Origin of the sequence: Microlunatus flavus (assembly GCF_900110855.1) — a bacterium.
GTDB classification, from domain to species: domain Bacteria; phylum Actinomycetota; class Actinomycetes; order Propionibacteriales; family Propionibacteriaceae; genus Microlunatus; species Microlunatus flavus.
Window position 1 is genome coordinate 87628 of sequence record NZ_FOFA01000005.1, and the last position, 26890, is coordinate 114517.

The 26890-nt window shown below is 74.0% G+C and carries 25 protein-coding genes; 14 read left to right on the forward strand and 11 right to left on the reverse strand.

Translation table 11 applies throughout. The features are described from left to right. Positions 1-12: 12 nt before the first annotated feature. Positions 13-795, reverse strand: coding sequence for a dimethylargininase (ddaH, locus tag BMY04_RS12890; protein WP_091181030.1), 783 nt, complete (start codon positions 793-795; stop codon positions 13-15). 24 nt (positions 796-819) lie between these two features. Further along, positions 820-1776 (reverse strand): zinc-binding dehydrogenase, encoded by a 957-nt coding sequence (locus tag BMY04_RS12895; RefSeq protein WP_091181035.1) that lies wholly within the window; start codon positions 1774-1776, stop codon positions 820-822. Positions 1777-1862: 86 nt separating this feature from the next. Here BMY04_RS12895 and BMY04_RS12900 point away from each other — a divergent pair, with 86 nt between their 5' ends. From BMY04_RS12900 to BMY04_RS12920, 5 genes are read left to right on the forward strand one after another with little or no spacing between them, the layout of a single operon-like run. After that, complete coding sequence (locus tag BMY04_RS12900) at positions 1863-2708, forward strand: hypothetical protein (RefSeq protein WP_091181038.1); 846 nt, start codon at positions 1863-1865, stop codon at positions 2706-2708. A gap of 13 nt (positions 2709-2721) precedes the next feature. Continuing rightward, complete coding sequence (gene menC / locus BMY04_RS12905; protein ID WP_198410135.1) at positions 2722-3861, forward strand: o-succinylbenzoate synthase; 1140 nt, start codon at positions 2722-2724, stop codon at positions 3859-3861. Then, complete coding sequence (locus BMY04_RS12910; protein ID WP_091181041.1) at positions 3861-4865, forward strand: DNA polymerase domain-containing protein; 1005 nt, start codon at positions 3861-3863, stop codon at positions 4863-4865. The genes menC and BMY04_RS12910 overlap by 1 nt, the downstream gene beginning before the upstream one ends. A 21-nt stretch (positions 4866-4886) precedes the next feature. Then, positions 4887-6722, forward strand: coding sequence for an ABC transporter ATP-binding protein (locus BMY04_RS12915; RefSeq protein WP_091181045.1), 1836 nt, complete (start codon positions 4887-4889; stop codon positions 6720-6722). Between the two features lie 9 nt (positions 6723-6731). Next, complete coding sequence (locus BMY04_RS12920) at positions 6732-7394, forward strand: TetR/AcrR family transcriptional regulator (RefSeq protein ID WP_232506367.1); 663 nt, start codon at positions 6732-6734, stop codon at positions 7392-7394. A gap of 150 nt (positions 7395-7544) precedes the next feature. Here the strand turns inward: BMY04_RS12920 and BMY04_RS12925 are convergent, their stop codons facing one another. The 3 genes from BMY04_RS12925 to BMY04_RS12935 all read right to left on the reverse strand — a co-directional run bounded on the left by BMY04_RS12925 (position 7545) and on the right by BMY04_RS12935 (position 10668). Further along, positions 7545-8393: an ATP-binding cassette domain-containing protein gene (locus tag BMY04_RS12925; protein ID WP_091181049.1), complete on the reverse strand. Its 849-nt coding sequence runs from the start codon at positions 8391-8393 to the stop codon at positions 7545-7547. Next, positions 8390-9424: an ABC transporter permease gene (locus BMY04_RS12930; protein WP_091181052.1), complete on the reverse strand. Its 1035-nt coding sequence runs from the start codon at positions 9422-9424 to the stop codon at positions 8390-8392. Before BMY04_RS12930 ends, BMY04_RS12925 begins: the two co-directional genes overlap by 4 nt. 122 nt (positions 9425-9546) lie before the next feature. Next, positions 9547-10668 carry a substrate-binding domain-containing protein gene (locus tag BMY04_RS12935; protein ID WP_091181056.1) on the reverse strand — a complete coding sequence of 374 codons (1122 nt, stop codon included), beginning with the start codon at positions 10666-10668 and terminating at the stop codon, positions 9547-9549. A gap of 147 nt (positions 10669-10815) precedes the next feature. Between BMY04_RS12935 and BMY04_RS12940 the strand changes: the two genes are divergently transcribed. After that, positions 10816-11853 carry a LacI family DNA-binding transcriptional regulator gene (locus tag BMY04_RS12940; protein ID WP_198410136.1) on the forward strand — a complete coding sequence of 346 codons (1038 nt, stop codon included), beginning with the start codon at positions 10816-10818 and terminating at the stop codon, positions 11851-11853. A gap of 3 nt (positions 11854-11856) precedes the next feature. Here the strand turns inward: BMY04_RS12940 and BMY04_RS12945 are convergent, their stop codons facing one another. Together BMY04_RS12945 and BMY04_RS12950 are read right to left on the reverse strand one after the other, a co-directional pair. Continuing rightward, positions 11857-12558, reverse strand: a complete 702-nt coding sequence (locus BMY04_RS12945) for an aspartate/glutamate racemase family protein (protein ID WP_091181059.1) — start codon at positions 12556-12558, stop codon at positions 11857-11859. Positions 12559-12608: 50 nt separating this feature from the next. Continuing rightward, positions 12609-13403, reverse strand: a complete 795-nt coding sequence (locus tag BMY04_RS12950) for an SDR family NAD(P)-dependent oxidoreductase (protein ID WP_198410137.1) — start codon at positions 13401-13403, stop codon at positions 12609-12611. A gap of 115 nt (positions 13404-13518) precedes the next feature. Between BMY04_RS12950 and BMY04_RS12955 the strand changes: the two genes are divergently transcribed. The 8 genes from BMY04_RS12955 (at position 13519) to BMY04_RS12990 (ending at position 23495) form a co-directional block, all read left to right on the forward strand. Beyond that, positions 13519-14787, forward strand: a complete 1269-nt coding sequence (locus BMY04_RS12955) for a toxic anion resistance protein (protein ID WP_091181062.1) — start codon at positions 13519-13521, stop codon at positions 14785-14787. A gap of 25 nt (positions 14788-14812) precedes the next feature. Beyond that, positions 14813-15343 (forward strand): hypothetical protein, encoded by a 531-nt coding sequence (locus BMY04_RS12960; protein WP_091181065.1) that lies wholly within the window; start codon positions 14813-14815, stop codon positions 15341-15343. After that, on the forward strand, positions 15340-16509 hold the full coding sequence (locus tag BMY04_RS12965) for an AAA family ATPase (protein ID WP_232506371.1): 1170 nt from the start codon (positions 15340-15342) through the stop codon (positions 16507-16509). The genes BMY04_RS12960 and BMY04_RS12965 overlap by 4 nt, the downstream gene beginning before the upstream one ends. A 107-nt stretch (positions 16510-16616) precedes the next feature. Then, on the forward strand, positions 16617-17834 hold the full coding sequence (locus BMY04_RS12970; protein WP_091181068.1) for a hypothetical protein: 1218 nt from the start codon (positions 16617-16619) through the stop codon (positions 17832-17834). Continuing rightward, complete coding sequence (locus tag BMY04_RS12975; protein WP_091181071.1) at positions 17831-18811, forward strand: glutamate ABC transporter substrate-binding protein; 981 nt, start codon at positions 17831-17833, stop codon at positions 18809-18811. Before BMY04_RS12970 ends, BMY04_RS12975 begins: the two co-directional genes overlap by 4 nt. Then, positions 18808-19977: a hypothetical protein gene (locus BMY04_RS12980; protein WP_091181074.1), complete on the forward strand. Its 1170-nt coding sequence runs from the start codon at positions 18808-18810 to the stop codon at positions 19975-19977. Before BMY04_RS12975 ends, BMY04_RS12980 begins: the two co-directional genes overlap by 4 nt. Further along, a complete protein-coding gene (locus tag BMY04_RS12985; RefSeq protein WP_091181077.1) occupies positions 19974-22355 on the forward strand; it encodes a serine/threonine-protein kinase in 2382 nt (793 codons plus the stop codon). The genes BMY04_RS12980 and BMY04_RS12985 overlap by 4 nt, the downstream gene beginning before the upstream one ends. Before the next feature lie 24 nt (positions 22356-22379). Further along, positions 22380-23495, forward strand: coding sequence for a PP2C family protein-serine/threonine phosphatase (locus BMY04_RS12990; protein ID WP_091181081.1), 1116 nt, complete (start codon positions 22380-22382; stop codon positions 23493-23495). Between the two features lie 21 nt (positions 23496-23516). On the opposite strand, the gene BMY04_RS12995 is transcribed toward BMY04_RS12990, so the two are convergent. From BMY04_RS12995 to BMY04_RS13010, 4 genes are read right to left on the reverse strand one after another with little or no spacing between them, the layout of a single operon-like run. Next, entirely contained in the window at positions 23517-23903 is a 387-nt protein-coding gene (locus BMY04_RS12995) for a VOC family protein (protein ID WP_232506372.1), read from the reverse strand. A gap of 24 nt (positions 23904-23927) precedes the next feature. After that, complete coding sequence (locus tag BMY04_RS13000; protein ID WP_091181088.1) at positions 23928-24344, reverse strand: RbsD/FucU family protein; 417 nt, start codon at positions 24342-24344, stop codon at positions 23928-23930. After that, positions 24345-25454 (reverse strand): hemolysin family protein, encoded by a 1110-nt coding sequence (locus tag BMY04_RS13005; protein ID WP_091181093.1) that lies wholly within the window; start codon positions 25452-25454, stop codon positions 24345-24347. It lies immediately after the preceding gene. Then, the gene (locus BMY04_RS13010) at positions 25447-26838 is read right to left on the reverse strand and encodes a hemolysin family protein (RefSeq protein ID WP_091181699.1); all 1392 of its coding nucleotides are present in this window, start codon (positions 26836-26838) and stop codon (positions 25447-25449) included. Before BMY04_RS13010 ends, BMY04_RS13005 begins: the two co-directional genes overlap by 8 nt. Positions 26839-26890 lie beyond the last annotated feature (52 nt).

Sequence of the window (26890 nt, forward strand, 5' to 3'; positions counted from 1 at the left end):
GCGGGACCGCCCTCAGCGGACCCGCACCGACAGGCAGGTCACGCAGCCCTCGAGGGCCTCGAACTGGCTGATCGGCACGGTCACGACGTCGAGGCCCCGCGCGCGGTAGAGCTCGGCGGTCCGCGGGGCGTCGGCCGACATCACCACGGCGCCCCCGCCGAGGTCGACGACGGCGGTGCCGTGCTCCTCCGGCACGGCGAGGAACGGGACGAACGCACCCGGGTCGTCGACCAGCGGCTCGTACCCGACGACGGTGCCGTCCGGCAGCGCGGTGACGCCGGACTTGAGGTGCAGCACCTTCGACACGGGCACCGGCACGACCCGGCGCCCGTACGGCTCGACGTGCGCGGCCAGCTGGCGGATGCCCTCGTCGTCGGTCCGCGCGCTGCGGCCGACGTAGAGCACGTCGCCGACCTCGAGCACGTCGCCGCCGTCGAGGTGGCCCTCGGACGAGATGCGGGCGACCTCGAGGTCGACGCCGTCCGCCGCCAGGCGCCGCAGCGCGGCCTCGACGCCCGGCACCTCGCCACGCCGGCTCGGCGCGCCCGGCGAGGTCAGCACGGCGAGCCGGTCGACGACGACCAGGGCGTCCTCGACGAACACCCCGTCGGCGTGCTCGGGCGCCTCCTCCACCTCCACGACGTCCCACCCGTGGTCGGCGAAGGCGGCCACGTAGCCCTGCCACTGCTCGCGGGCCAGCCCCGGGTCCACGGGCACGCGGTCGAGGTGGGTGAGCTCGCCCTCGGCGAGGCGGGGCGACGGCGGGCGGACGAGGATCAGCGGCGTCGTGGGCACGGACCCACTCTGGCAGGACCCGGGTCAGTCGGCGACGAGCGCGACCTTGATCCGCGACGCCTGCGGGCGGGCGTAGAGCGCGTACGCCGTCTGCGCCTCACGCACGCCGACGCGGTGCGTCAGGTAGCCCGCGAAGTCGGCCCGGTGCTCGCGCAGGTAGTCCCGTCCGGCCTCCAGCACCCCCACCCAGTCCTCGACCGTGCGGCCCGTGCTCAGGGTGAGCCCGCGCTCGTACATCTCCCGGTACGGCAGGACGTACTCCTCGTCGTCGACCGCGCCGAAGCCCAGCACGAAGCCCCGGTCGGCGACCGCGCGGAGCGCGTCGCGCAGCGTGGCTTGCTGGTGACCCACGGCCTCGACCACGACCTCGGGGCGCCGGCTGCGGTCGAGCTCGGCGAGCCAGCGCCGGCTCGGGGCCTGCACCACGACGTCGGCCCCGTAGTGACGGGCGACCTCCTCGCGGGGCACGGGGTCCACCACGGTGATCGTCCCGGCGCCCCGCCGGCGCAGTAGGTGCACGAACGCCAGCCCGATCGGCCCGGCGCCGATGACCGCGACGGGCCGGCCGGCGACGTCGGGGAGGCCGTTCGCCGCGCGGAGGACCGTGGCGACCGACTGGATGGGGACGGCGTCGGCGTCGTCGAGCTCGTCGGGGACACCGATGAACGTGGTGTCGGACTCGACGAGGTACTCGCTCAGCCCCTGCCCGGCGCCGCCCGTCCCGACGACCCGCTGCCCGACGCGGAGCACCGGGCTGGCGCTCTCGACGACCAGCCCCACGATCTCGTGGATCGGTGCGCCGCCGTGCCAGCCCCGGTCGGAGGCCGTCGCGACCTGCAGCAGCGGCGGCATGTCGCTGCCGCAGAGGCCGCCGGCGAGGAAGCGCAGCCGGACCTGGCCCGGCCGCAGCCCGGGGTGCTGCTCGGCCCGCTCGACCCGCCTGACCACGGCGGGGCCGTCGAGCACGTACGCCCAGGTCATCCGACTCCTCCCGAGGACCGCGCGACACCCGGCGCGGCGTCCCCTGCCCCGATCATGCCGCGCGCCCGCTCTGGCAGGATCGCGGCGTGGCCTCCCTCCTCTCCCGGCTGACGCCGGCCGCGGAGGCGGCGGCCCGCGAGGCCGGGGTCGAGGTCCGCGACCTGCGCGGCGACGAGATGGCGGCGGCGTCGGCCCTGTACGCCGAGGTCTGGGGGCTCGGGCCGCAGGAGAGCCCGATGGAGCCCGGCCTGCTGGTCGCGCTCGGCTTCGCCGGCAGCTACGTCAGCGGCGCGTTCGACGCCGACGGGACCCTGGTGGGGTCGTGCGCCGGCTTCCTGGGCACGGCCGGTGCCGGGCACCCGCTCCTGCTGCACTCCCACATCGCCGCGGTCCGGCCGGGCAGCGGACGCGGCATCGGCACCGCGCTCAAGCTCCACCAGCGCGCCTGGTGCGCCGGGCACGGCGTCGCCACCATCGGCTGGACCTACGACCCGCTCATCGCGCGCAACGCCTGGTTCAACCTCGGCCGGCTCGGGGCGCACGTCGAGACCTACCTCGTCGACTTCTACGGGCGCATGGACGACGGCCTGAACGCGGGCGAGGAGAGCGACCGGCTGCTCGTCCACTGGCCGGTCGACCCCGACGAGGTGCACCCGGCCGCTCCGGACGAGGGCCGCGCGCACGCCGCGCTCGCGGTCGGCGGGGACGGCGGACCCGTCGCCCACCCCGCGGTGCCGGTCGACGCCGCCGTCGTCACGCTCGCGGTGCCGCACGACGTCGAGGCGCTGCGCAGGAGCGACCGCGCGGTCGCGTCGCGCTGGCGCAGCGCCTTCCGCGACGCGTACGCCGACCTGCACGAGCAGGGCTGGCGGGTGCGGCGCTTCGCCCGCGAGGGCCGCTACGTGCTCGGCCGGACGACCGGCTCGGGCTGAGGGAGGGAGACGCATGACCCTGCACCTGGAGGAGGTGGCGCTGCACCTCGTGCGGATGCCGCTGGTCTCGCCGTTCACGACGTCGTTCGGCACGGAGACGGAACGGCTGGCGCTGATCGTCGAGGTCCGCACGACCGCGGACGGCACGGAGGTCGTGGGCTGGGGCGAGTGCGTCGCCCAGGAGGAGCCGACCTACTCCGCCGAGTACGTCGCGGGGGCGCAGGCCGTCATCGTCGACCACCTGCTGCCGCGGCTGTTCGCCGCGCAGCGCGAGCGCCCGCTCAGCGCGGAGACCGTCGGCGAGGTCCTCGCGCCGGTCGTGGGTCATCCGATGGCCAAGGCCGCGCTGGAGATGGCGCTGCTCGACGCCCAGCTCCGCGCCGCCGGCACCTCCTTCGCCGACCACCTGGGCGTCACCGTGGACAAGGTCCCCTCCGGGGTGTCCGTCGGCATCCAGGACTCCGTGCCGCAGCTGCTCGACGTGGTCGAGGGCTACCTCGACCAGGGCTACCGCCGCATCAAGCTCAAGATCAAGCCCGGCCGGGACGTCGAGCCGACGCGGGCCGTGCGCGAGCGGTTCGGCGACATCCCGCTCCAGGTCGACGCCAACGCCGCGTACACGCTCGCCGACGCGGCCGTGCTGCGCCGCCTCGACGCCTTCGACCTGCTGCTGATCGAGCAGCCGCTGGCCGAGGACGACCTGCGCCAGCACGCGCTGCTGGCGCGCCAAATCACGACTCCGGTCTGCCTCGACGAGTCCGTCGTCTCCGCCGCGCGCGCCGCCGACGCGCTGGCCATGGGGGCGGCGAGCATCGTCAACATCAAGCCGGGACGCGTGGGCGGCTACCTCGAGGCCAGGCGCATCCATGACCTGTGCCGGGCGTCGGGCGCGGCCGTCTGGTGCGGCGGCATGCTCGAGACCGGCCTGGGCCGGACCGCCAACGCCGCGCTCGCCGGGCTGCCCGGCTTCACGCTGACCGGCGACATCTCGGGCTCCGACCGCTTCTACGCCGAGGACCTCACCGAGGAGGTCCGCATGGTCGAGGGCTGGGTCGCGGTGTCGCGCGAGCCCGGCGTCGGACCCGCCCCGGAACCCGCCCGGCTCGAGGCCTTCGGCGTCGGGCGCCAGGTCGTCGAGGCCCCCGCCCCCTGATGCCCGCCCCCGAGGTCCGCGTCCGGGTGGGCGCCCGGACCCTGACGCTCACCAACCTCGACAAGCCGCTCTACCCCGACGGCTTCACCAAGGGCGAGGTGATCGACTACTACGCGCGCATCGCCGAGGTGATGCTGCCGCACGTCCGCGACCGCGGGCTGACCCGGCTGCGCTACCCCGGCGGTGTCCCGGCCGACCACGTCGCCCCCGACACCGGCGGCACCACGCCGCTCGCCGCCGGCTCGTTCTACGAGAAGAACGCGCCGGTCGGCACGCCGGACTGGGTGCCGCGCCAGCCGGTGCGGACCAGCGAGGGCGTCATCGACTACGTCGTCGCCGACGAGCCGGCCACGCTGGTCTGGCTGGCCAACCTCGCCGCCCTCGAGCTGCACGTCCCGCAGTGGACGCTGAGCAGCGGCCGCGTCGGCGAGGACGGCGTGCTGGACCTGCCGGGTGAGGAACCGTTCGATGGCGAGCCGCTGGCCGACCGGCTCGTCGTCGACCTCGACCCCGGGGCCGGCATGGACGTGCTCGACTCGGCCCGGGCCGCGCTGCTCGTCGCGGGGGCGATGGCGGCCGACGGGCTCGTGCCCGTGCCGCAGACGTCGGGGAGCAAGGGCGTCCAGGTGTACGCGGCGCTCGCCCCCTGCCGCGCCCGCGACGCCTGGGCGTACGTGAAGGGCCTGAACGTGCGGATGGCCCGCGAGCGGCCCGACTTCTTCGTCTCGACCGTCTCGGTCCAGGCCCGCCGCGGGCGGATCTACGTCGACCACAACCAGGACCTCCCGGCCCGCAACACCATCGCGCCCTACTCGCTGCGGGGCCGCGCACTGCCTGCGGTGGCGACGCCGGTGACCTGGGAGGAGCTGGCCGCCGCGACGAGGCCCGAGGACCTCCGCTTCTCCCCCGCCGACGTGCTGCGCCGCGTCGAGGAGCACGGCGACCTCGCCGCCGACCTCCTGCTCGACGACCGGCCGCCGCTGCCCGCCCTGCCCACCGGCTGAGGGCTGGCACGCTTGCGTCTCGTGACGACCGCCACGACCGCCGCACCACCCGCCCAGGCCGACGCCTCGGGTTCGACCTCGCCGCTGCGCGACCTCTGGCAGCACCACCGCCGGTTCCGGCCGCGCGTGGTGGCGGCCGTCGCGGCCACGACGGTCAACACCGCCGCCGACGTCGCGCCCGAGCTGCTGCTCGGGGTGGCGGTGGACGTCGTGGTCCGGGGCTCGGACTCGTTCGCGGCCACGTTCTTCGGCGTCGAGGGGCGGTTCGGCCAGCTGCTGATCATCGCGCTGCTCAACGTGGTCGTCTGGGTCGTGGAGTCGGCGACCGACTACGCCGCCTCGATCCTGTGGCGCGGGCTGGCGCAGTCGGTCGAGCACGACCTGCGCGTGGAGACGTACGCCAACGTCCAGGACCTCGACGTGTCCTGGCACGAGGGTTCCGCGCCCGGGCGCGTGCTGTCGGTCGTGAGCGACGACGTCAACCAGCTCGAACGGTTCCTCGACACCGGGGCGCGGGTCATCCTCCACACGTTCTGGACCGTGGTCTTCGTCGGCGCGGTCTTCGCGGCGACCTCGTGGACGATGACGCTGCTCGCGTTCCTGCCGGTGCCGGTGATCGTCATCGGCTCCATCGCGTTCCAGCGGCGCCTCGAACCCCTCTACGCCGCCGTGCGCGCCCGCGCCGGTGACGTCAGCGCCACCATCGCGACCAACCTCGGCGGGCTCACCACGATCAAGGCGTTCACCGCCGAGAAGCGCGAGGTGGAGCGCGTCCGCGAGGTCTCCGACGGCTACCGCGACGCCAACCTGCGGGCCATCCGCTGGTCGTCGGCCTTCGTCCCGCTGATCCGCATGGCGATCCTCGCCGGCTTCACCTCCACGCTGCTGCTCGGCGGCTGGCTGACGATCAACGGCCGGCTCGAGGTCGGCCTCTACACCGTGCTGGTCTTCATGACCCAGCGCCTGCTCTGGCCGCTGACCGACGTCGGCCAGACCCTCGACCTCTACCAGCGGGCCATGGCCTCGACGCGGCGCATCTTCGCGCTGCTGCGCGAACGGGGCGAGCAGCAGCCGGGCACCGGCGTGCTCGCTCCCCCGGTCCGTGGCGGCGTCGAGCTGCGCGGCGTGCGCTTCGGCTACGCCGACGGGCCCGACGTGCTGCGCGGCCTCGACCTCGTGGTCCCGGCCGGGCAGACCCACGCCGTCGTCGGCACCACCGGCGCCGGCAAGTCGAGCCTGCTGCGGCTCGTGCTCCGCTTCTCCGACCCGCGCGAGGGACAGGTCCTGCTCGACGGGACCGACGTGCGCGAGCTCGGCTGGGACGCCCTGCGCGGCGCGATCGGCTACGTGAGCCAGGACGTCTTCCTCTTCCACGGCACCGTGCGCGACAACCTCGCGTACGGGCGGGTCGACGCGACCGACGAGCAGGTCCGCGAGGCGGCCCGGCTGGCCGAGGCCGACGGGTTCATCAGCGCGCTGCCGCAGGGCTACGACACCGTGGTCGGCGAGCGCGGGCAGACCCTGTCGGGCGGCCAGCGCCAGCGCATCGCGCTGGCCCGGGCGATCCTGCGCGACCCCGCGCTGCTCGTCCTCGACGAGGCGACCTCGGCCGTCGACACCGAGACCGAGGCGGCCATCCAGCGTTCGCTGGCCGCCGTGACCGCGAGCCGGACCGCCCTCGTCGTCGCCCACCGGCTCTCGACGGTGCGCGACGCGGACCGGATCTGGGTGCTGTCGGAGGGCCGGGTGGCCGAGGCGGGGTCGCACGACGAGCTCGTCGCGGCCGGCGGGATCTACGCCGGGCTGTGGGCCGTGCAGATCGGCGAGGCGGCCGGGGTGGTCGGCGCGGCTCGGTAGTGTGACCGGGTGTCGAGCGCTGCGCAGACCACCGGCAGCGGCGCCGACGAGGTGACGGTCCGCGGCGCCCGCCTGCCGCGGGACCAGCGTCGCGCGCAGCTCCTCGACGCCGCCAACGACGTCTTCACCACCCGCGGCTACCACGCCGCCGCGATGGACGACATCGCCGCGGCGGCGGGCATCAGCAAGCCGGTGCTCTACCAGCACTTCGACTCCAAGCTCGAGCTCTACCTCGCGCTGCTCGACCAGGCGTGCGACGCCCTCGTCGAGGTCGTGCGCGACGGGCTCGACTCCACCGACCACAACGCGGACCGCGTCGTCGCGGCGATGGGGGCGTTCTTCGACTTCGTCTCCTCGACCAGCGGGGAGTTCCGCTTCGTCTTCGAGTCCGACCTCACCGGCGACGGCCGGGTGCAGGAACGGCTCTGGCGGGTCAACAACGACGTCGCCGACCTCATCGCCGCGGTGATCGCCGAGGACACCCGGCTGCCGCCGGAGCACTCGAAGCTCCTGGCCATCTCGATGGTCGGCCTCGCCCAGGTCGGCGCGCGCTACTGGGTCTCCGACCGCAGCGCCGCCATCGGCCTGGAGCAGGCCAAGGCCCTCGTCAGCACCCTCGCCTGGCGCGGGATCAGCGGTTTCCCGCTCCACGAGCCCCGCGAACGCGGCTGACCCTCCTCCCGCTCGCCGAGAGGTAGGTTGCCGCGCTTCGTGGGGCCCGGAACGCGCGGCAACCTACCGCTCGGCGGGGCTGGAGACGCAGGACGGCCCGCGTACGCCGAGGCGTACGCGGGCCGTCCTGGTGCTGCTGAGGGCTGGAGCTCAGCCCCGCTGGAGCGTGGTCGCGCCGGTCATGATCGCGACGGCCTCGGTGGGCGTGTGCGACTTGGGCGTGATGACGCCGGCGCAGCCGCCCAGGCGGGCGATGTGGATCCGGTCGGCCACCTCGAACACGTTCGGCATGTTGTGGCTGATCAGGATGACCGGCAGGCCCTTGTCGCGGATCTGCTGGATCAGGTTGAGGACCTGTCCGGTCTCCTTGACACCGAGCGCCGCGGTGGGCTCGTCGAGGACGACGAACTTGGTGGCGAACGTCGCCGCGCGGGCGACCGCGACGGCCTGGCGCTGACCGCCGGAGAGGGTCTCCACGGCCTGTCCCATGTTCTGCACGGTCGCGATCCCGAGGTTGGCCATCGACTTGCCGGCGTCGGCCTTCATGCCGCTCTTGTCGAGCATCCGGAAGACCGACCCGAGCGGGCCGGACCGGCGCCGCTCGCGGCCGAGGAACATGTTGGCCGCGATGTCCAGGGCGGGCGCGACAGCGAGGGTCTGGTAGACGGTCTCGATGCCCGCCGCACGGGCGTCCTGCGGGGTCTTGAAGCTGACCTCGCGCCCGTCCAGGTAGAGCTGGCCGGAGTCCGGCGTGAGCGCGCCGGTCGCCGCCTTGATCAGGGTCGACTTGCCCGCCCCGTTGTCGCCGATGATCGCGAGGATCTCGCCCGGGTAGAGGTCGAGGTCGACCCCGTCCAGGCCGATGACCTTGCCGAACGTCTTGATCAGCTTGCGCGCCGACAGGACGGTCTGGCTCGGGTCGGCGACGCCTTCCTGGACGGCGTCGAGGTCGACGCCGTTGACGGTGCCGTAGCCCGCCTCGTTCTGGGTGGCGCTCATGCCTTGACCTTCCGGATCCACTGGTCGATGCCCACGGCCACGATGACGAGGATGCCGGTGGCGAACACGCGCCACTGGTCGTCGACGCCGGCGAGGCTCAGGCCGAGTCGGAACGCGTAGACGATGAGCGCGCCGATGATGGTGCCGATGATCGCGCCGCGGCCGCCGAAGAGGCTGGTGCCACCGATCACGACGGCGGTGATGCTCTCCAGGTTGGCCTCGGTGAGCGCGTTCGGGCTGGCGCTGCCGGCCCGGCCGATCTGCAGCCACGCCGTGATGCCGTAGAGCAGGCCGGCGACGGTGTAGACGCTGAGCAGGACCCGGTTGACCCGGATGCCGACCAGGCGGGCGGCCTCGATGTCGTTGCCGACCGCGTACACGTGGCGGCCCCACTTGGTCTGGCTCAGCGCGAAGCCGACGACGATCGCCATCAGCGCGACGATCACGACGCCGGTGGTGATGCGGAACCGGCCGAACTGGATGACCGTGCCGGCCCAGTTCACCGAGTCCGGCAGGGCCGTGGACTGGATGTTCGAGCCGCCGGAGTAGAGCAGGCCGGCCGCGAGGAAGATGCTCAGCGTCCCGAGCGTGACGATGAACGGCGGCAGGTTGATCCGGGTCACCAGGAACCCGTTGAGCAACCCGCCCAAGGTGCCGACCAGGATCCCGATGAGGATCGCGAGCGGACCGGGTACGCCGCCGCTGGAGGCCAGGCTGGCCATGATCAGCATCGAGAACACGGTGAGCGCGCCGACCGAGAGGTCGATGCCCGCGGTGAGGATGATCAGGGTCTGGCCGATGGCCAGGGCGGCGATGATCGCCACCTGCTGCAGCAGGATCGACAGCGCCTGCGGCTGCAGGAACCGCGGGTTGATGATCGCGAAGACGATGATCGCGATGATCAGCACCGCGAGAGGACTGAGCGCGGGCTGCGCGTGCAGCACGTGCTGGATGCGCTGGGCCGGCGACTGGCGCCGCAGCGCGAACTGCTCGGCAGCCGACGCCGGAGCGGAGGTGGTGGTCGTGGACACGGGCTTCCTTGCCTCGGAGTTCAGCGGTGGTGGAGAAGCAGGTGCGGCAGGTCTAGCAGAACCCGCCGACCCGGGGGAAGGGGTCGAGCGTGCTCAGCACGGTCGACCCCCTCCCAGGGAGCTCAGCCCCAGCAGATCTTCGAGGCGTCGGCGGAGGTGATGCTCTCCAGGCCGTCGACCGGGTTGTCGGTCACCAGGGCGACCCCGCTGTCGAGGAAGTCCAGGCCCGGCGTCACGGCCGGCTTCTGGCCGCCGTCGGCGATGGTCTTGATCGCCTGCACGCCGATCTGCGCCATCTTGACCGGGTACTGCTGCGACGTGGCGCCGATGATGCCGGCCTTGACGTCGGCGATGCCCGGCGAGCAGCCGCCGTCGACCGAGACGATGGTGGCCTTCACGCCGGCGGCCTTGAGGGCCTCCGAGGCACCGGCCGCGGCCGGCTCGTTGAGGGTGTAGACGAGGTTGATGTCCTTCGTCTTCGACAGGCAGGTCTCCATGGCCGACTTGCCCTGGTCCTGGGCACCCAGCGTGGGCTCGTTGCAGGCGATCGTGTAGTCGCCGCCCTTGCCGCCGGTGTACTTGCCGGACTTGTCCTCGTCACCGTTCTTCTTGGGGTCCTTGACGTCGATCCCCATGCCGGTCAGGAAGCCCTGGTCACGGTTGTAGTCGACCGAGACGACCTTGTCGTTGTAGAGGTCGAGCAGCGCGATGTTGGCCGGCTTGCCGTCCTGCTTGGCCGCCGCCCACTTGCCGATCTCCTCGCCCGCGGTGAAGTTGTTCGTCGCGATGGTGAGGTCGACGGTGTCGGCGGGGTCCGGCGGCGTGTCGAGGGCGATGACGTACAGACCCTGCTTGCGGGCCTGGCCGATGGCGGAGTTGACGCCGGGGCCGTTGGGCGTGATCAGGATGCCCTGGTCGCCACGCGCGACGGCGGCCTCGATCGCCTTGACCTGGCCGTCCTCGTCACCGTCCTCGGCGCCGGCGGCGTACGTGAGCTTGACGTTCTGCTTGGCCGCCTCGTCCTCGGCACCCTTCTTCATCGCGAGGAAGAAGGGGTTGGTCGAGGTCTTGGTGATCAGCGCGACGGAGATCGAGCCGCCGCCCCCGCCGTTGCCCGAGCTGGAGCCGGGAGCCGCGGAGTCGCCGCCGCCGCAGGCGCTCAGCGCGAGGGACGCGGCCGCCGCGAGGACCACGCCAGCAGCAACCCGGCGGCGTCCCAGGAACGGGTGGAGAGTTCTCTTCATCTTGGTCGTGACTCCTTCGTTGGAATGACGCACCGCAGGTCGCTTGACAACGGTGTCAGGCACATTTCTAAGATACCCTCAGCCCGCTGTCAACTCCGGTTCGGTAACGATCGGCGACAGCATCGAGACGAGCACGAGGAGGGTGTGGTGACCGACTCCCCGCACGCGCGCACCGCACGGAGCCGAGCCACCATCCGCGACGTGGCCGCGCTGGCCGGCGTCGGGATCAAGACGGTGTCCCGCGTGATCAACCACGAGGCGAACGTATCGGCTGCGACCCGCGAGAAGGTGGAGCAGGCGGTCGTGGCGCTCAACTTCACGCCCAACCAGGGCGCGGGCTCGCTGCGCCGCGGCGACCGCAAGACCCTGACGCTGGGCCTGCTGCTCGACGCCGTCGACAACCCCTTCTCCGCGGCGATCCACCGCGCGGTGGAGGCCGTCGCCTGGGAGCGCGGGACCGCCGTGTTCGGCGCGAGCTTCGGGGAGGACCCCGACCGCGAGCGCGCGCTGGTGGAGGCCTTCACCCGTCGGCGCGTGGACGGCCTCGTGCTGACCACGATCTCCGACGACCACACCTACCTGCAGACCGAGCTCGAGCAGGGCGTGCCGATGGTGTTCGTCGACCGGCCCCCGCGGGGCATCGAGGCCGACACGGTGATCACCGACAACCACGCCGCGTCGGTGACGGCGGTCCGTCACCTGCTCGAGCACGGGCACCGCGCGGTCGCGTTCCTGAGCGACGACCTCGGGGTGTCGACGGCCAGCGAGCGGCACCGGGGCTGGCGCGACGCGCTGAGCGAGGCCGGTGCCGAGCAGGGCCCCGTACGCCCGGGGCTGCGGTCGGTCGAGGCCGCGTACGAGGCGGTCCGCGAGCTGATGGCGGGGCCCGAGCGGCCGACGGCGCTGTTCACCAGCCAGAACCTCGTCAGCATCGGCGGCATCCGCGCGCTGCACGACCTCGGGCTGCAGCACGAGGTGGCGATGGTCGGCTTCGACGACGTGTTCCTCGCCGACATGCTCGAGCCCGCCCTGACGGTCGTGGCGCAGGACCCGGGCGAGATGGGGCGCACGGCGGCGGGACGCGTCTTCGCCCGCCTCGACGGGGACGAGTCCCCCGCCGCGACCTCGGTGGTCCCGGCGGAGCTGGTCGTGCGCGGTTCCGGGGAGATCCCGCCGCCGCGCTAGCCGTCAGGGCAGCTCGGGCGCGAGGGCCGCCTCGACGGCGGCCTCCACGTGCAGCCGGGTCGTGGCGAACGTCGGGACCGGGCTGTCGTCCGGCCCGACCAGCAGCTCGATCTCCGTGCAGCCCAGGACGACGCCCTGCGCGCCCTCGGCGACGAGCCGGGCGATGACCTCCCGGTAGGCCTGCCGCGACTCCTCGCGCACCACGCCCAGGCAGAGCTCGTCGTAGATCACGCGGTGCACGAGCGCGCGGTCCGTCGCCGACGGCACCAGGACCTCCGACCCGTGGGCGGCCAGCCGGTCGCGGTAGAAGTCCTGCTCCATCGTGAAGGCCGTCCCCAGCAGCCCGACGGTCGTGACGCCCGCCGAGGTGCACGCGGCCGCCGCGGCGTCGGCGATGTGCAGCAGCGGCACCCCCACCGCGGCCTGGACCTGGTCGGCGACCTTGTGCATGGTGTTGGTGCACAGCACGAGCAGCTCGGCGCCGGCCGCCTCCACCCCGGCCGCCGCGCGGGCCAGGAGCGCACCCGCCTCGTCCCAGCGACCTGCGCTCTGCATGGCCTCGACGTCGGCGAAGTCGACGGAGGCCAGCACGAGCGGGGCCGAGTGCAGGCCACCGAGGCGGTCGCGGACGAGCTCGTTGGCCAGCCGGTAGTACTCCGCGCTGGACTCCCAGCTCATCCCGCCCAGCATCCCGATGGTGCGCACGGCCCACTGACTACCAGGTCGACGGGGGTACCGCGTCCACGACCCCGTCGTCAGTCGAGGAGCCGGCGCAGCGAACCGCCGGTGAGCAGCCCGCCGTCCACGGGCAGCGCGTGGCCGGTGACCCAGGCCGCGTCGTCGCTCGCCAGGAAGGCCACCGCCCCCGCCACGTCGTCCGGCGTGCCCACCCGGTCGAGGAGGTAGAGGGCGCCCAGCTGCTCGGCCCCGCCCGGCTGGTCGTCCCACACGCGCGTACGGATCGTGGCGGGCAGCACGGCGTTGACCCGGACGCCCGGCGCCAGGTCGACGGCGAGGTTGGCCACGAGGGAGACCAGCCCGGCCTTGGCCGCGGAGTACGGCTCGCTGCCGAGCGCCACCACCGCGTTGACCGACCCGACGACCACGACGGCCGGACCGTGCCCGCTGACGAGCAGCAGCGGGGCCGCGGCGCGGCTGGTGCGCACGAACCCCATCAGGTTGAGGTCGACCAGGTCCGCCCAGACCTCGTCGTCGGCCTCGGTGAACGACGGGTGTGCCCGGTCGCCCCCGGCGACGTGGACCAGGACGTCGAGGTGGTCGAGCGACGCGACCAGGGCGTCGACCGAGGCCCGGTCCGTGACGTCCACCCGGGCGCTGCGGTGGCCCGTGCCGGCGAGCGACGCGAGGACGTCCTCGGGCTCGGCGTCGCGCGGACCCAGAGGTCGGCGACGACGACCTCCGCGCCCTCCTGCGCCAGCCGGCCCGCGACGGCGAGGCCGATGCCGGTCCCCCCGCCCACCACGAGGACCCGACGACCCTCGAAGCGGCGCGGTCCTGCTCGGTCGGGCGTCATGGACGGATCCTGGCACCCGGCCCGGCCGGGGTCACCGTCCCCGGCCCGGGTGACCGGGCGTACGGGTAGATTTCGACCTCATCTGTCCGGCACGCCCGGCAGGCCGAGCAGACAGCGAGAGGACGGGCCGCATGACCGAGCCGGGAGGGGCCGCAGCCGCCGCCGGAGCCGCCGCACCTGCCCCGCTGGCCCCGCCGGTCGGCGCCGCGGGGACCCTGACGCTCACCGCGCCGGAGCCGGTCGCGCCCGTGGTCGAGACCCAGGCCCCGGCCATGGCGCCCCAGGTCGACGCGCGCCAGCTCCCGGCCCTCGACCAGCGGGTCGAGGGCTACCTGACCGCGCTGCTCAAGAACCAGACGCGCTCGCCGGAGTTCGCGCGCCAGGCCGACAACGTCCGCACGATGGGCGACGCGGACATCCGCAAGGCGGCGGAGACGTCGAACCGGCTGCTGCAGACCCCGGTCAAGGCGCTGCAGGAGGGCGGGCTCTCGCAGGGCTCGAAGGTCGGCAAGACCCTGCTCGAGCTGCGCCGCACGGTCGAGGAGCTCGACCCGAGCCAGGCGACCGGGCCGCGCAAGTTCCTGGGCATGATCCCGTTCGGCGACAAGGTCGCCGACTACTTCCGCAAGTACCAGGGCGCCCAGTCCCACCTCGACGCGATCCTGCACAGCCTGCGCAACGGCCAGGACGAGCTGACCCGCGACAACGTCGCGCTCAACCTCGAGAAGCAGAACCTGTGGACCGTGATGGGCCGGCTGAACGCCTACATCTACGTGGCCGAGCAGCTCGACGGCCGGCTCGAGGAGAAGATCGCCGAGCTCGAGCTCGTCGACCCCGAGCGGGCCAAGGCGCTCAGCCAGGACGTGCTGTTCTACGTCCGCCAGAAGCACCAGGACCTGCTCACCCAGCTCGCCGTCTCGATCCAGAACTACCTGGCGATCGACGTGATCATCAAGAACAACATCGAGCTGATCAAGGGCGTCGACCGCGCGTCGACGACGACGGTCTCGGCGCTGCGGACCGCCGTGATCGTCGCGCAGGCCCTCAACAACCAGAAGCTCGTGCTCGACCAGATCACCGCGCTCAACACGACGACGTCGGACATCATCCAGCGCACGTCGGAGCTGCTGCGCGACAACTCGGCCTCCATCCAGAAGCAGGCCGCGTCGGCGACCGTCGGGCTGCCCCAGCTGCAGGCCGCGTTCGCGAACATCTACCAGACCATGGACTCCATCGACGCCTTCAAGGCCGAGGCGCTGACCTCCATGCGGGCCACGATCGGCGTGCTCGAGTCGGAGGTCACCAAGTCGCGCGGCTACCTGGAGCGGGTCTCGCGCAGCGACGCCAACCTCGCCTCGGGTGCGCTCGAGCTCGGCCCCGACGCCGGGTCGGCGGGCTGAGCGGCCGGGTACGCGGAGCCGCCCGATGGGCGTTCGAGAGTGGTGGGCCCGGCTGACCGGGGACGCACCGCCGCCGGCCGAGGCGGAGTCGGTCGAGCTCGACCGCGCCCCGACGGAGGCCGAGCTGCTCGCCGCGCTCGACGCCACCGACGCGTCGGTCGCCGACGGCCGCGTCCCCGCGCTGGTCGCGTCGCGGGTCCGGCGCATCACCCGCACGGTGCGCGACACGCTGCCGCGGGTGCGCAACCTCGGTCTGGGCAGCGCGGAGGCGTACGCGGTGACCGCGACGGCGACGACCTACCTGCCGGAGGCGCTGGCGGCGTACACCCGCCTCCCCCGGCAGTGGGCCGACTCGCGCCCGGTCGACGGCGGCAAGACGTCGCTGATGCTGCTCATCGACGCGCTCGACCTGCTGGCGAGCTCCATGGAGCAGATCTTCGACGCCGCCGTGCGCGTCGACGCCAACGCCCTCGTCGTGCAGGGCCGCTTCCTGCAGGAGAAGTTCGGGCACTCGTCGGTGGACCCGTCGACAGGCTCAGGACTGCGGCTCCCGTGAGCCCCGGTCCCGACGGGCTGCGCGAGGCCATGGAGGCCGCGCTCGCGCGCATCGCCGCGCTGCGCGAGGCGTCCGACGAGATCCGTACGCCCGCGGTCTCGGGCGCGAACCCGCTCGACGGGCTCTTCACCGCCGACCTCGGACCGGTCAAGTTCCCCGGGATCGGGGCCGGCACGGGCCCGCTGCCCACGGCTCCGAGCCCGGCACCCGCACCGGCGGCCGAGGCGCAGCCGGAACCGGAGCCGGAGGCAGCCACCGCCCCGGCCGCCGCCGACGAGAAGCCGGCGAAGACCGTCGAGGAGCTCCTCGGGGAGCTGGACGCGCTGACCGGCCTCGACGAGGTGAAGGGCGAGATCCACCGCCAGGTGGCGGTGCTGCGGGTCGAGAAGATGCGCCAGGAGGCCGGCCTGCGGTCGGCGACGATCACCCGCCACCTCGTGTTCGTCGGCAACCCGGGGACGGGCAAGACCACCGTCGCCCGCCTGGTGGGTGGCATCTACGCGGCGATGGGCCTGCTGAGCAAGGGCCAGCTCGTCGAGGTCGACCGGTCCGAGCTGGTCGCGGGCTACCTGGGCCAGACCGCGCTCAAGACCGCCGAGGTCGTCGCGTCCGCCGCGGGCGGGGTGCTCTTCATCGACGAGGCGTACAGCCTGGCCGGCGACCAGTACGGGCGCGAGGCCGTCGACACCCTGGTCAAGGAGATGGAGGACCGCCGCGACGACCTGGTCGTGATCGTCGCCGGCTACCCCGACCCGATGGCCGTGTTCGTGGCGCAGAACCCGGGCCTGTCCAGCCGCTTCCGCACGATCCTCGAGTTCGCCGACTACACCGACGCCGAGCTCCAGGCGATCCTCGCCTCCATGGCCGACGGCGCCGACTACGACCTGACCGACGGGTGCGTGGACCGCTTCGCCGCCCTGCTGGCGGCCGAGCCGCGGGGGCCGGTGTTCGGCAACGCCCGCTTCGCCCGCAACGTGCTGGAGGCGGCGATCGGGCGCCAGGCGTGGCGGCTGCGCGACGTGGCGACGCCGACGCTCGCGCAGCTGCGCGAGATCACGCCCGACGACCTCGGCGCCGACCCGGCCGGGATCGGCCCGGACGGCCCCGCGGTGGGTGATGCTGGTGCCCCGACCGAGCCGCCGAGCGACGAGGAGCCAGCCGGGTGAGCCAGCCCAGCACAGCGACGGCGGTGGCGCCCGCGCCGCAGCCTCCTGCGACACAGCCCGTCACGACACAGCCCCTCACGACACAGCCCCTCGTACCGCTGGGCGCGGTGCCGCCCGAGGTGGCCACGCCGACCAGTGACACCCCGGCACGGCTGCGCCGCCTCCGCGCGGTGGTGGTCGGTAGCGGCGTGGCGCTGGCCGTGCTGGGCACGCTGGCGATGGCGCTGCTCACGCTCACCCTGCGGCAGGGGGCCAGCGACGTCGAGCAGCTGCTGCGGGTGCAGACCATCGAGACCGACCTGCTCGTCGCCGACGCGAACGCGACCAACACCTTTCTCGTCGGCGGCCTCGAGTCGCCCGAGCGGCGGGCCGCGTACGACGCCGCCCTGGCCGACGTGGCCGACCTGGTGGCCCGTTCGGCGCAGGCCCAGCCGGCCGACGCCGCGGCGCTGTCCGCGCTCAACGCCCAGGTCCTCGACTACGCGAGCCTCGTCGAGGCCGCCCGCGCCAACAACCGCCAGGGCCTGCCGGTCGGGGCGCAGTACCTGCGCCAGGCGAGCAACGGGCTGCGGGCCGACGCCCTGCCGGTGGCCGACGCCCTCGTGCAGGCCAACGCGAAGCGGGCCAGCGCGTCGCTGACCACGGGGTGGGGCTGGGCCGTGCCCCTGCTGGGCCTGGCCGTCCTCGTGGTCCTGGTCGTCGTCCAGCTCCGCGTCGCCCGGCTGTTCCGCCGCCGGCTCAACCCCGGCCTCCTCACGGCCTCCCTGGTCGTGCTGGCGCTCGTGATCGCCTCCACGGCGCTCATGGCCCGGCTGTTCCTCGCGACGGACCTGGCGCGCGGCGAGGGCGACCTCGCCACGTCGGCCGGCGACGCGCGGGTGCAGGCCAACCTCGCCAAGTCCTCGGAGAGCCTCACCCTGATCGCCCGCGGCTCGGGCCAGGCCTACGAGCAGTCCTGGCAGTCCTCGGCCGCCGTGGTGCACGAGCGGCTGACCACCGACCGGATCCTGGCGCCCTTCGTGCACGACTTCGAGAGCTACGCGCAGGTGCACCGCAAGGTCCGCGCCCTCGACGACGGCGGCAGCTGGGACGCGGCGGTCGAGCTCGCCGTCGGGTCGGGGACGGGCTCGTCCAACGCGGCCTTCGCACCCTTCGACCAGAAGATGGCGGACATCGCCCGCTCCTCGGGAGCGTCCGCGGTGCAGGACCTCCGCAACCAGGGGGCCGGGCTCGTCGTCGGCTGCCTGCTGACGCTCCTCGCCGGGCTGGCGAGCGCCTGGGCCGGCAGCCGCGGGATCTCGACCCGGCTGCGGGAGTACCGGTGACCCGGGCCCGGGCCGGCCGGCGCGGGCTGGTGCTCGCCACGGTCCTCGGCGTCTGCGCCCTCCTCAGCTCGTGCGGCGTCTTCGGCACCGACGAGACCCCGGTGCCCGCCGCTCCCACGAGCGCCGCGCCCACCGCCGCGCCCGCCGCGCCCGCCACCTGCGACGACGCGACCACCTCCTACGAGCCGGGCGCGCTCGCGAGCCCCGACGACCTGCCGGTAGGCTCGACGATGGCCAGGATCAAGAAGCGGGGCCGGCTCGTCGCGGGCGTCTCGGCCGACAGCTACCTGCTCGGCGCGCGCAACCCGCTGGACGGCCAGGTCGAGGGCTTCGACATCGACTTCGTGCGTGCGGTGGCCAAGGCGATCTTCGGCGACGAGAAGCGCTACCAGCTGGTCGTGATCACCGCCGCCCAGCGCATCCCCGCGCTGCAGTCGGGCCAGGTCGACCTCGTCGCGCGGAACATGACCATGACCTGCGACCGGTGGAAGCAGATCGCGTTCTCCTCGGAGTACTACCGCGCCGGCCAGAAGATCCTGGTCCGCCAGGGGTCGAAGGCCAGAGCGCTGTCCGACCTCGCCGGCCAGCGCGTCTGCGCGCCGAACGGCACGTCGAGCATGGACAACCTCGTGCGCCTGGAGCCGAAGGCGGTCGCGGTCGGCTCCGACAGCCACACCGGCTGCCTGGTGCTCTTCCAGCAGGGCCAGGTCGACGCGATCACCGGCGACGACACCGTGCTGGCCGGCCTGGCGGCGCAGGACCCGTACGCGGTCGTGCCGAAGCAGCAGGCCTTCACCGCGGAGCCGTACGGCCTGGGGATGAACGCGCAGAACGTCGACCTCGTCCGGTTCGTCAACGCGCGCCTGGCCCAGATGCGCGCCGACGGCGAGTGGGAGCGGATCTACGACCGCTGGTTCGCCGGCCCCCTCGGACCCGCGCCGAGCCCGCCCAAGCCGGTGTACGGACGGTCCGCGTGACCCCGACGGGCGCCCCCGGCGCGGTGCCGGCGACCCTGCCCGCACCGGTCGCGCCAGGTCGGCTGGGCGAGGCGCTGGACCCGGCGGAGGCGCTGGCCTACCTCTCGGCGCTGGGCGACTGGCTCGGCCGGCGGCGCGCCGAGCTGGACGCCCTGGACCGCGAGGCGCTCGCGTCGGCCGAACCGGCCCGGTTCACCGGCGACGTCACGCTCGCGATGACCCTGTGGCAGGCCGTGGCCGACCGCGAGGCACAGCTGCGGGCGCTGTGGGACTCGGGGCGCACGAGCCGCGACGACCGGGAGCGGATGGCCGCGCTGGTCTGGGGCCGCCGGTCCACCGCCGCGGCGGGCGCGACCTCGAGCGCCCTCGAGCTCAGCGTGCCGGAGGCCGGCCGGCTGCTCGACGCGGTCGTCGGCGAGCTGCGCGAACGGCTCGGGCTCGAGGAGTCAGGCGCACAAACCACCGCCCGCGTCGCCGCGCTGCGGGCCCAGCTCGAGCGGCTGCGCGACCAGACGGCGCTCGAGCCGGCCGGTGCGGGGCGCCAGCGGGCGGGCGAGCACGTGGCCGGCCTCGCCTCCCGCCTCGCGGCCGCGGTCGCCAAGGCCGAGCGGGGTGGCGACGTCGGCGGCGTCCTCGGCCCGATCGAGGTCGAGGCGGCGACGCTGGAGCGCGACCTCATCGTGGGCGGCGCCCGGCGGCGCGAGGCCGGCGCCCTGGTCGCCCGCGTGCGCCAGGAGCGGGCCGAGCTCGCCCGGCGGACGGCGACGCTGGGGGCCCTGGCCGAACGCTGCGTGTCCACCGTGGCCGAGGCGCCCCGCTACGCCGTGCCCGACGTCGACGGCCTCGGACCGCTGCCGAACACGGCCCCCGCCCTCGTCGCGTACGAGAACCGGCTCGCCCTGGTCGGGCGTGCCGTGACCTTCGCCGAGGAGGCGTACGGCCGCGCCCTGCGCGGCCACGACGACCGCCTGGCCCGTCTGGAGGGGCTGCGGGTCAAGGCCGAGGCCCTCGGCCGGGCCACCGAGCCCGACCTCGCCCGGGCGTACGCGATGGCCCGCGAGGCCCTCGACGCCCGGCCCTCGCACGCGGCGCTCGCCGAGCAGCTCGTGACCCTCTACGCCACCTACCTGCAGGCATCCGCCCGCACCACCACGGAGGTCCGGTGAGCACCACGGCGCTCGGCCCCGCCTGCACCCAGCCGGGCTGCACCGGCACGATCGTCGACGGCTGGTGCGACGTGTGCGGGAGCCCGGCCGCCTCCCCGCCGCCGGCCCTCGTGGCCGCCGGCCGCTGCGCGCAGCCCGGCTGCACCGGGACCGTCGTCGACGGTTGGTGCGACGTGTGCGGCTCCCCCGCGGCCGCGGTGCCGGGCCAGGCGGCGGCCCAGGTCGCCGCCGAGCAGGACGTGGCGGCGGGCCAGGCGGCGGGCGCTGTCTCCACCCGGACGCGCGGCTCCAGCCGCCTGGGCTCGACCGCGCTCGGGTCGTCCCGGCTGGCCGGCGAGGGTTCGCGGACCACGCGGCGCGTCGGCAGCGGGTCGCAGCGGCTGCGGGCCGCCCGGCTCGGCGCCGGGCTGACCCGGGTGCCGCCCGCGCCGGTGGTCGACGCGGCCCACGCGGTCCTGACCGACGCGTCGGTGCCCGAGGCGAAGCGCTTCTGCGCGCGCTGCGGCAAGCCGGTCGGCCGGTCCCGCGACGACCGGCCGGGGCGTCCGGAGGGCTTCTGCTCCAGCTGCGGCGCGCCGTACTCGTTCACGCCCAAGCTGAGGTCGGGCGACCTGGTCGGCGGGCAGTACGAGGTGGCCGGGGCCCTCGCGCACGGCGGGCTGGGCTGGATCTACCTGGCCCGTGACAAGAACGTGTCGGACCGCTGGGTGGTGCTCAAGGGCCTGCTGAACTCGGGCGACCCCGACGCGCTGGCCGCCGCGATCGCGGAGCGGCAGTTCCTGGCGGCCGTCGAGCACCCGCTGATCGTGGAGATCTACAACTTCGTGTCCCACGAGGGCGCGGGCTACATCGTCATGGAGTACGTCGGCGGCGTCTCGCTCAAGGAGATCCTCAAGGAGCGGATGCGGGCGAACGGGGGCACCTTCGACCCGCTCCCGGTCGACCAGGCGCTCGCCTACGTCCTCGAGGTGCTGCCCGCGTTCACCTACCTGCACGACCTCGGGCTGCTCTACTGCGACTTCAAGCCCGACAACCTCATCCAGGTCGGCGACGCGGTCAAGCTCATCGACCTCGGCGGCGTGCGCCGGGTCGACGACCAGGAGTCGGCGATCTACGGGACGGTCGGCTACCAGGCCCCGGAGGTCGCGCGGCTGGGCCCGAGCGTCGCCTCCGACATCTACACGATCGGACGCACCCTCGCGGTGCTGATGACCGAGTTCCGGGGCTACCAGACCACGTACGTGGCCAGCCTGCCGCCGGCCGACGCCACCCCGGTCTTCGCGACGTACGACTCGCTGCACCGGCTGCTGCTCAAGGCCTGCGCGCCCGACCCGGCGGACCGCTTCAGCTCCGCAGACGAGCTGCGCGTCCAGCTGCTCGGCGTGCTCCGCGAGGTCGTGGCGTCGCGGACCACGGGGACGGCGCTGACCTCGGCGGCCTCGGTCCTGTTCGAGGCGCCGGCCATCACCGGCGGCGTCCTGGAGGCCGGCGACCTGCCCGCGCTGCGCGTGGACACCACCGACGCGCAGCACGCCTGGCTGAGCAACATCAGCGTGGACGACCCGGCCGAGCGGATCACGTTCCTGCAGACGGCGCCCGCGCTGAGCCCGGAGGTGCTGCTGGCCCAGGCCCGGGCCGCGCTCGAGCTCGGCCGCCCCGACCTGGTCGCCCAGGCCGTCGACACGATGCTGCGCGCGGACCCGTGGGAGTGGCGGGCGGTCTGGATGAGCGGGCTCTCGGCGCTCGCGCAGGGCGACACCGCGGCGGCGCAGGCGGCGTTCAACGCCGTCTACGGCCAGGTCCCGGGCGAGCTCGCACCGAAGCTCGCCCTGGCGCTGGCCTGCGAGCGCGGCGGCGAGCCGGCGGTCGCCGAGGCGCTCTACACGACCTGCGCCAGCACCGACGCCAACTACGTCGCTGCCGGGGCCTTCGGCCTGGCACGGGTGCGCGCGGCTCGGGGCGACGTCCCGGGCGCGGTCGCGGCCCTCGACCTGGTGCCGTCCACGAGCCGCGCGTTCTCCGACTCGCGCCGGCTGCGCGCGGTGACGCTCGCCGGGGCCGGCGCCGACCTCCCCCGGCTCTCGCAGGCCCTCGAGAGCCTCGACGGCGTGCGGCTCGACCCCCACGAGCGCAGCCTGCTGACGGCCGGCATCCTCGAGCGCGCGCTCTCCCGGACCCTGGCCGTCGCCGGGCCGTCCGGGACGCCGGGACCGGTCGCGGCCGCGGCGACCGTCGGCCGCTACGCTGCCACTCCCGACACGCTGCGTGACGGGCTGGAGGCGACCTACCGCGAGCTGGCCCGCAGCGAGGCCGACGAGGCCCGGAGCCACGCGTGGGTCGACCGGGCCAACGCCGTACGAAGGTGGACCCTGCGATGACCGACCGCCGATGACCGACCGCCGATGAGCACCGTGCCCGCCGGGCCCGTCGTGACCCGGACGTGCCCGGGCTGCGGGGCCGAGGTCGAGCCGAGCCAGGCCTTCTGCGAGTCGTGCGGCTCGCCCCTGCTGGACGTGGGCGGCGCGGCGGCGGCGACGTTGACCGCGGTCGCCCAGGAGGCCCCCGTCGAGCTGACGCAGCCCGTCGTCGCGGCGCCCGAGGCCGACCCGGACGCCCTCGTCCCCGCCGCGCGCTGCCTGTCCTGCGGTGGCGAGGTGGGCGACGACGGTTACTGCACGGTGTGCGGGACCAAGGCGCCGACCCCGCGCGACCACTACGTCGAGCAGCCGGCGGCCTGGGTGGCCGCCGTCTGCGACCGCGGCGTGCGGCACCACCGCAACGAGGACGCGACCGCGATCGCCGCCGAGCCCGACCCCGGGTCCCGCGCGGTCCTCGTCGTCTGCGACGGCGTCTCCACCGCCCCCGACTCCGACGTCGCCGCGCTCGCGGCCGCCCGCCGGGCCCGCGACGTGCTCGTGGCGGCACGCCCGGTCGGCCTGCCCAACCCGGCGAGCCGGGCCGGCCTGATCGCCGACGCCCTCGAGGACGCCGTCGCCCGGGCCGACCAGGCGGTGCTGGCCACCACGCCGGTGGAGGGGCCGAGCGCGGCCGCCTGCACCTTCGCCGCCGCGGTCGTCGAGGGCGACCTCGTCGTGTTCGGCAACGTCGGCGACAGCCGTGTCTACTGGCTGCCCGACCCGGGCGGTTCCGGGCCGGGCTCCGAGCCCGAGGAGCTGAGCCTCGACGACTCGATGGCCCAGGCCCGGATCGCCATGGGCGTCGACCGCGAGACCGCGGAGAACGGGCCCCAGGCGCACGCGATCACCAAGTGGCTGGGGCGCGACAGCCCCGACGTCGTGCCGCGCACGGGATCGGTGATCCTCGGCCACCCGGGCTGGGTGCTCGTCTGCTCCGACGGCCTGTGGAACTACTGCTCCGACGCCGTACGGCTCGGCGAGCTCGTCGGCTCGCTGTCGGCCGACGTCACCTCACCGCTCGAGCTGGCCGAGGCGCTGGTGCGCTGGGCCAACGAGCAGGGCGGGCGCGACAACGTCTCGGTGGCGCTGGCCCGGCACTAGGAGCACGCCGGCCGTACGCGGTCAGCCCGCCGTGCCGACCGGTCCCTCGGCGTCGACCCCGCCCGGCTCCCAGAGCTGCAGGACGTTGCCCTCGGGGTCCCTCAGCGAGGCGAACGTCCCGTTCGGGTACGTCTCGGGGTCGACCTCGACCTCGATGCCGGCCGCTCGGAGCTGCGCCACCATCGCCTCGAGATCGGGGACGCGGAAGTTCATCGACCACGTCCGGTCCGGGCCGCCGAGGTGCTCGGGGTCGTCCATGCCGAAGAACACGGTCGGACCCGCCTCCTGCCGCCAGGACGGGTCGCCGTAGGCCGCGGGCGGCCCGTCGACCCCGAGGTGCTCGGCGTACCAGGCCGCGAGCCGCTCGGGCTCGCGCGCCCGGAAGAAGAAGCCTCCGATGCCGCTCACACGCTCCACGCCGGCACCTCCCGCTCAGGCGCCGACGACGCCGAGGGTCAGCAGCACGTTGGAGAAGACGCGCTGCTCGCCGGTCGCGACGAGCAGGGCCAGGTCCTCGCCCCGGGCCTCGGCGTAGAACTCCTGCCGGGTCAGCGCGGTGAGCTCGAGGCCGGGCAGCAGCCGGCGGAACGACGCGAAGATCTCGGGCTCGGGGCCCTCGCCGGGCACCATCACGGCCGCCGACTCCACGACGACGGCGGTGAGCAGCGCCTCGAGCACGTCCTCCGCCCCGACGAGCCCGGGGCGGAGGTTCAGGTAGACGATCCGCGCGTTCGGTCCGACGACCGTGCGGAAGGGGTAGTTGGCGTCGGCGACCAGCACGCGCGAGCCGTGCCCGGCCGTCGCGAGCGCCTCGAGCATCTCGGGGTGGACGAGGGGGTGGCGGAGCATTCAGCGGCCTCCGGTCGGTCGGGTCGTGACGAGTGTGCCGGTCGGCGTTGCCGCGAGGGCCTCGGGGTGGGTGGTGGTCGCGTCGTCGACGCGGCCGACGAGCTCCTCGATCACGTCCTCGAGGAAGAGGATCCCGGTCGCGCGGCCCTCGCGGTCGACCGAGCGGGCGACGTGCACGCCCTGGCGGCGCATCGTCGCGAGCGCGTCCTCCAGGTCGGTGTCGCGGAGCACCGAGGCGAGCCGGCGGACCCGCTTGGCCGGGAACGGCTGGGACGCCTGCGCCCCGTCGGACAGGTCCATCACGTCCTTGAGGTGGACGAAGCCCACGGGTTCGCGGTCGTCGTCGACGAGGAGGTAGCGGGAGAACCCGTGCTCGACGAGCGCCTCCTGCACCTGGTCGGGCGTGGCGGTGGCGCGCGGCAGGGCGACGATGCGCTCCATCGGCACCTCGACGTCGTGGACCTTCTTGGCCGTGAAGTCGAAGGCGTTGCTCAGCGCCCCCGTCGTGTCTTCGAGCACGCCCTCGCGGGTCGACTGCTCGACGATGCCGGCGACCTCGTCGAGGGTGTACGTGCTCGTCGCCTCGTCCTTGGGCTCCACCCCGAAGAGCCGCAGCACGGCGTTCGCGAGCGCGTTCAGCGTCCAGATCACCGGGCGCAGGACGCGCGACACCAGCACCAGCGGCGGCGCCAGCATCAGCACCGCGCGGTCGGGGACGGAGAACGAGAGGTTCTTGGGGACCATCTCGCCGAAGACGACGTGCAGGAACGTCACGAGCACCAGCGCGACGACGAAGGCCAGGATGCCGATGACCTCGGCGTCGAGACCGGTCAGCCCGAGCGGGATCTCGATTAGGTGGTGGATCGCCGGCTCGGAGACGTTGAGGATGAGCAGCGAGGCCACGGTGATGCCGAGCTGGCTGGTCGCGAGCATCAGCGTCGCGTGCTCCATGGCGTAGAGCGCCGTCTGCGCCGACCGGCTGCCCGCCTCGGCGCGCGGCTCGATCTGCGAACGTCGGGCGGAGATGACGGCGAACTCGGCGCCGACGAAGAAGGCGTTGACGGCCAGCAGCACGACCAGTGCGACCAGGCCCGGGACGTACTCACCCATGGTCGGACTCCTCCCGCCCGCGGCGTCCGGCCGGTTCGAGGCGACGCAGGTCGTCCACCACCACGTCGTGCGCGCTCTCCCCCGGCTCGCTCAGCGTCGGCGTGAACCGCAGCCGCTCGACCCGGTGGCCGTCGACCCGCTCGACGCGCAGCACGCCCTGGTCGAGGTCGACCTCGTCGCCGACCTCGGGGATGCGGTCGAGGGCGTCGGTGACGAAGCCCGCCACCGTCTCGTACTCGTCGTCGGCCGGGACCTTGATCGCCGTACGCTCCAGGAGCTCGTCGGGGCGCAGCGTGGCGTCGAAGACGATCGCGCGGCCGTCGCGGACGAGCCCGGTGCCGGTGCGGTCGTGCTCGTCGCGCAGGTCGCCGACGAGCTCCTCCACGAGGTCCTCCAGCGTCACCAACCCGTCCGTGCCGCCGTACTCGTCGGTCACCACGGCGATCTGGTAGCCGCCGCGGCGCAGCAGCCCGAGCAGCGTGTCGACGCCCATCGAGCGGGGCACGAACAGCGGCTCCGCGGCCAGGTCGGCGGCGCGCACGTCGCCCCGCGACGGCGCCGGGACGGCGAAGGCCTGCTTGACGTGGACGACTCCGTGGACGTCGTCGGCGTCCTCGCCGATCACCGGGAAGCGGGAGAAGCCGGAGCGCTGGGCCAGCGCGACGACGTCGGCCGCGCTGTCGTCGAGGCGCACCTTGACCATCCGGACCCGCGGCGTCATGACGTCCTCCGCGGAGTGCTCGGAGAAGCGCAGGGTGCGGCTCAGCAGCGTGGCGTGGTCGGCGTCCAGCAGACCCTCCAGCGCGGAGCGGCGAACGAGCGAGCTCAGCTCCTCCGCGCTGCGCGCCCCCGACAGCTCCTCCTTCGGCTCGACGCCGAGGGCCCGGATGATCCGGTTCGCGGTGCCGTTGAACAGCGCGATCAGGGGCCGGAAGACCATCGTGAAGACGGTCTGGAAGCCGATGACGACGCGGGCCGTGCGCACCGGCAGCGCGAGGGCGAAGTTCTTGGGCACGAGCTCGCCCAGCACCATCGACAGCAGCGTGGCCACCCCGACGCCGACGATCGTGCCGACCAGGGGCACGCTCCCCGACGGCAGGCCGAGCGCACGGAGCGGCGCAGCCAGCAGGCGGCTGATCGCCGGCTCCATCGTGAAGCCGGTGAGCAGCGTGGTCAGGGTGATGCCCAGCTGCGCGCCGGAGAGGTGCGTCGAGGTGATCTTGAGGGCGTTGATCGTGAGACCGAGGCCCTTCTCACCGCGGGCCTGGCGCGCCTCGAGGTCGTTGCGGTCCAGGTTCACCAGGGCGAACTCCGAGGCCACGAAGAAGCCGGTGCCCACGGTCAGCACCAGGCCGACGAGCACCCAGACCAGGTCAAGCGCCATGACGCACACCGTTCGGGAGGCGGGCGGGCGTGGGCGGCGCGGGGTCGTCCAT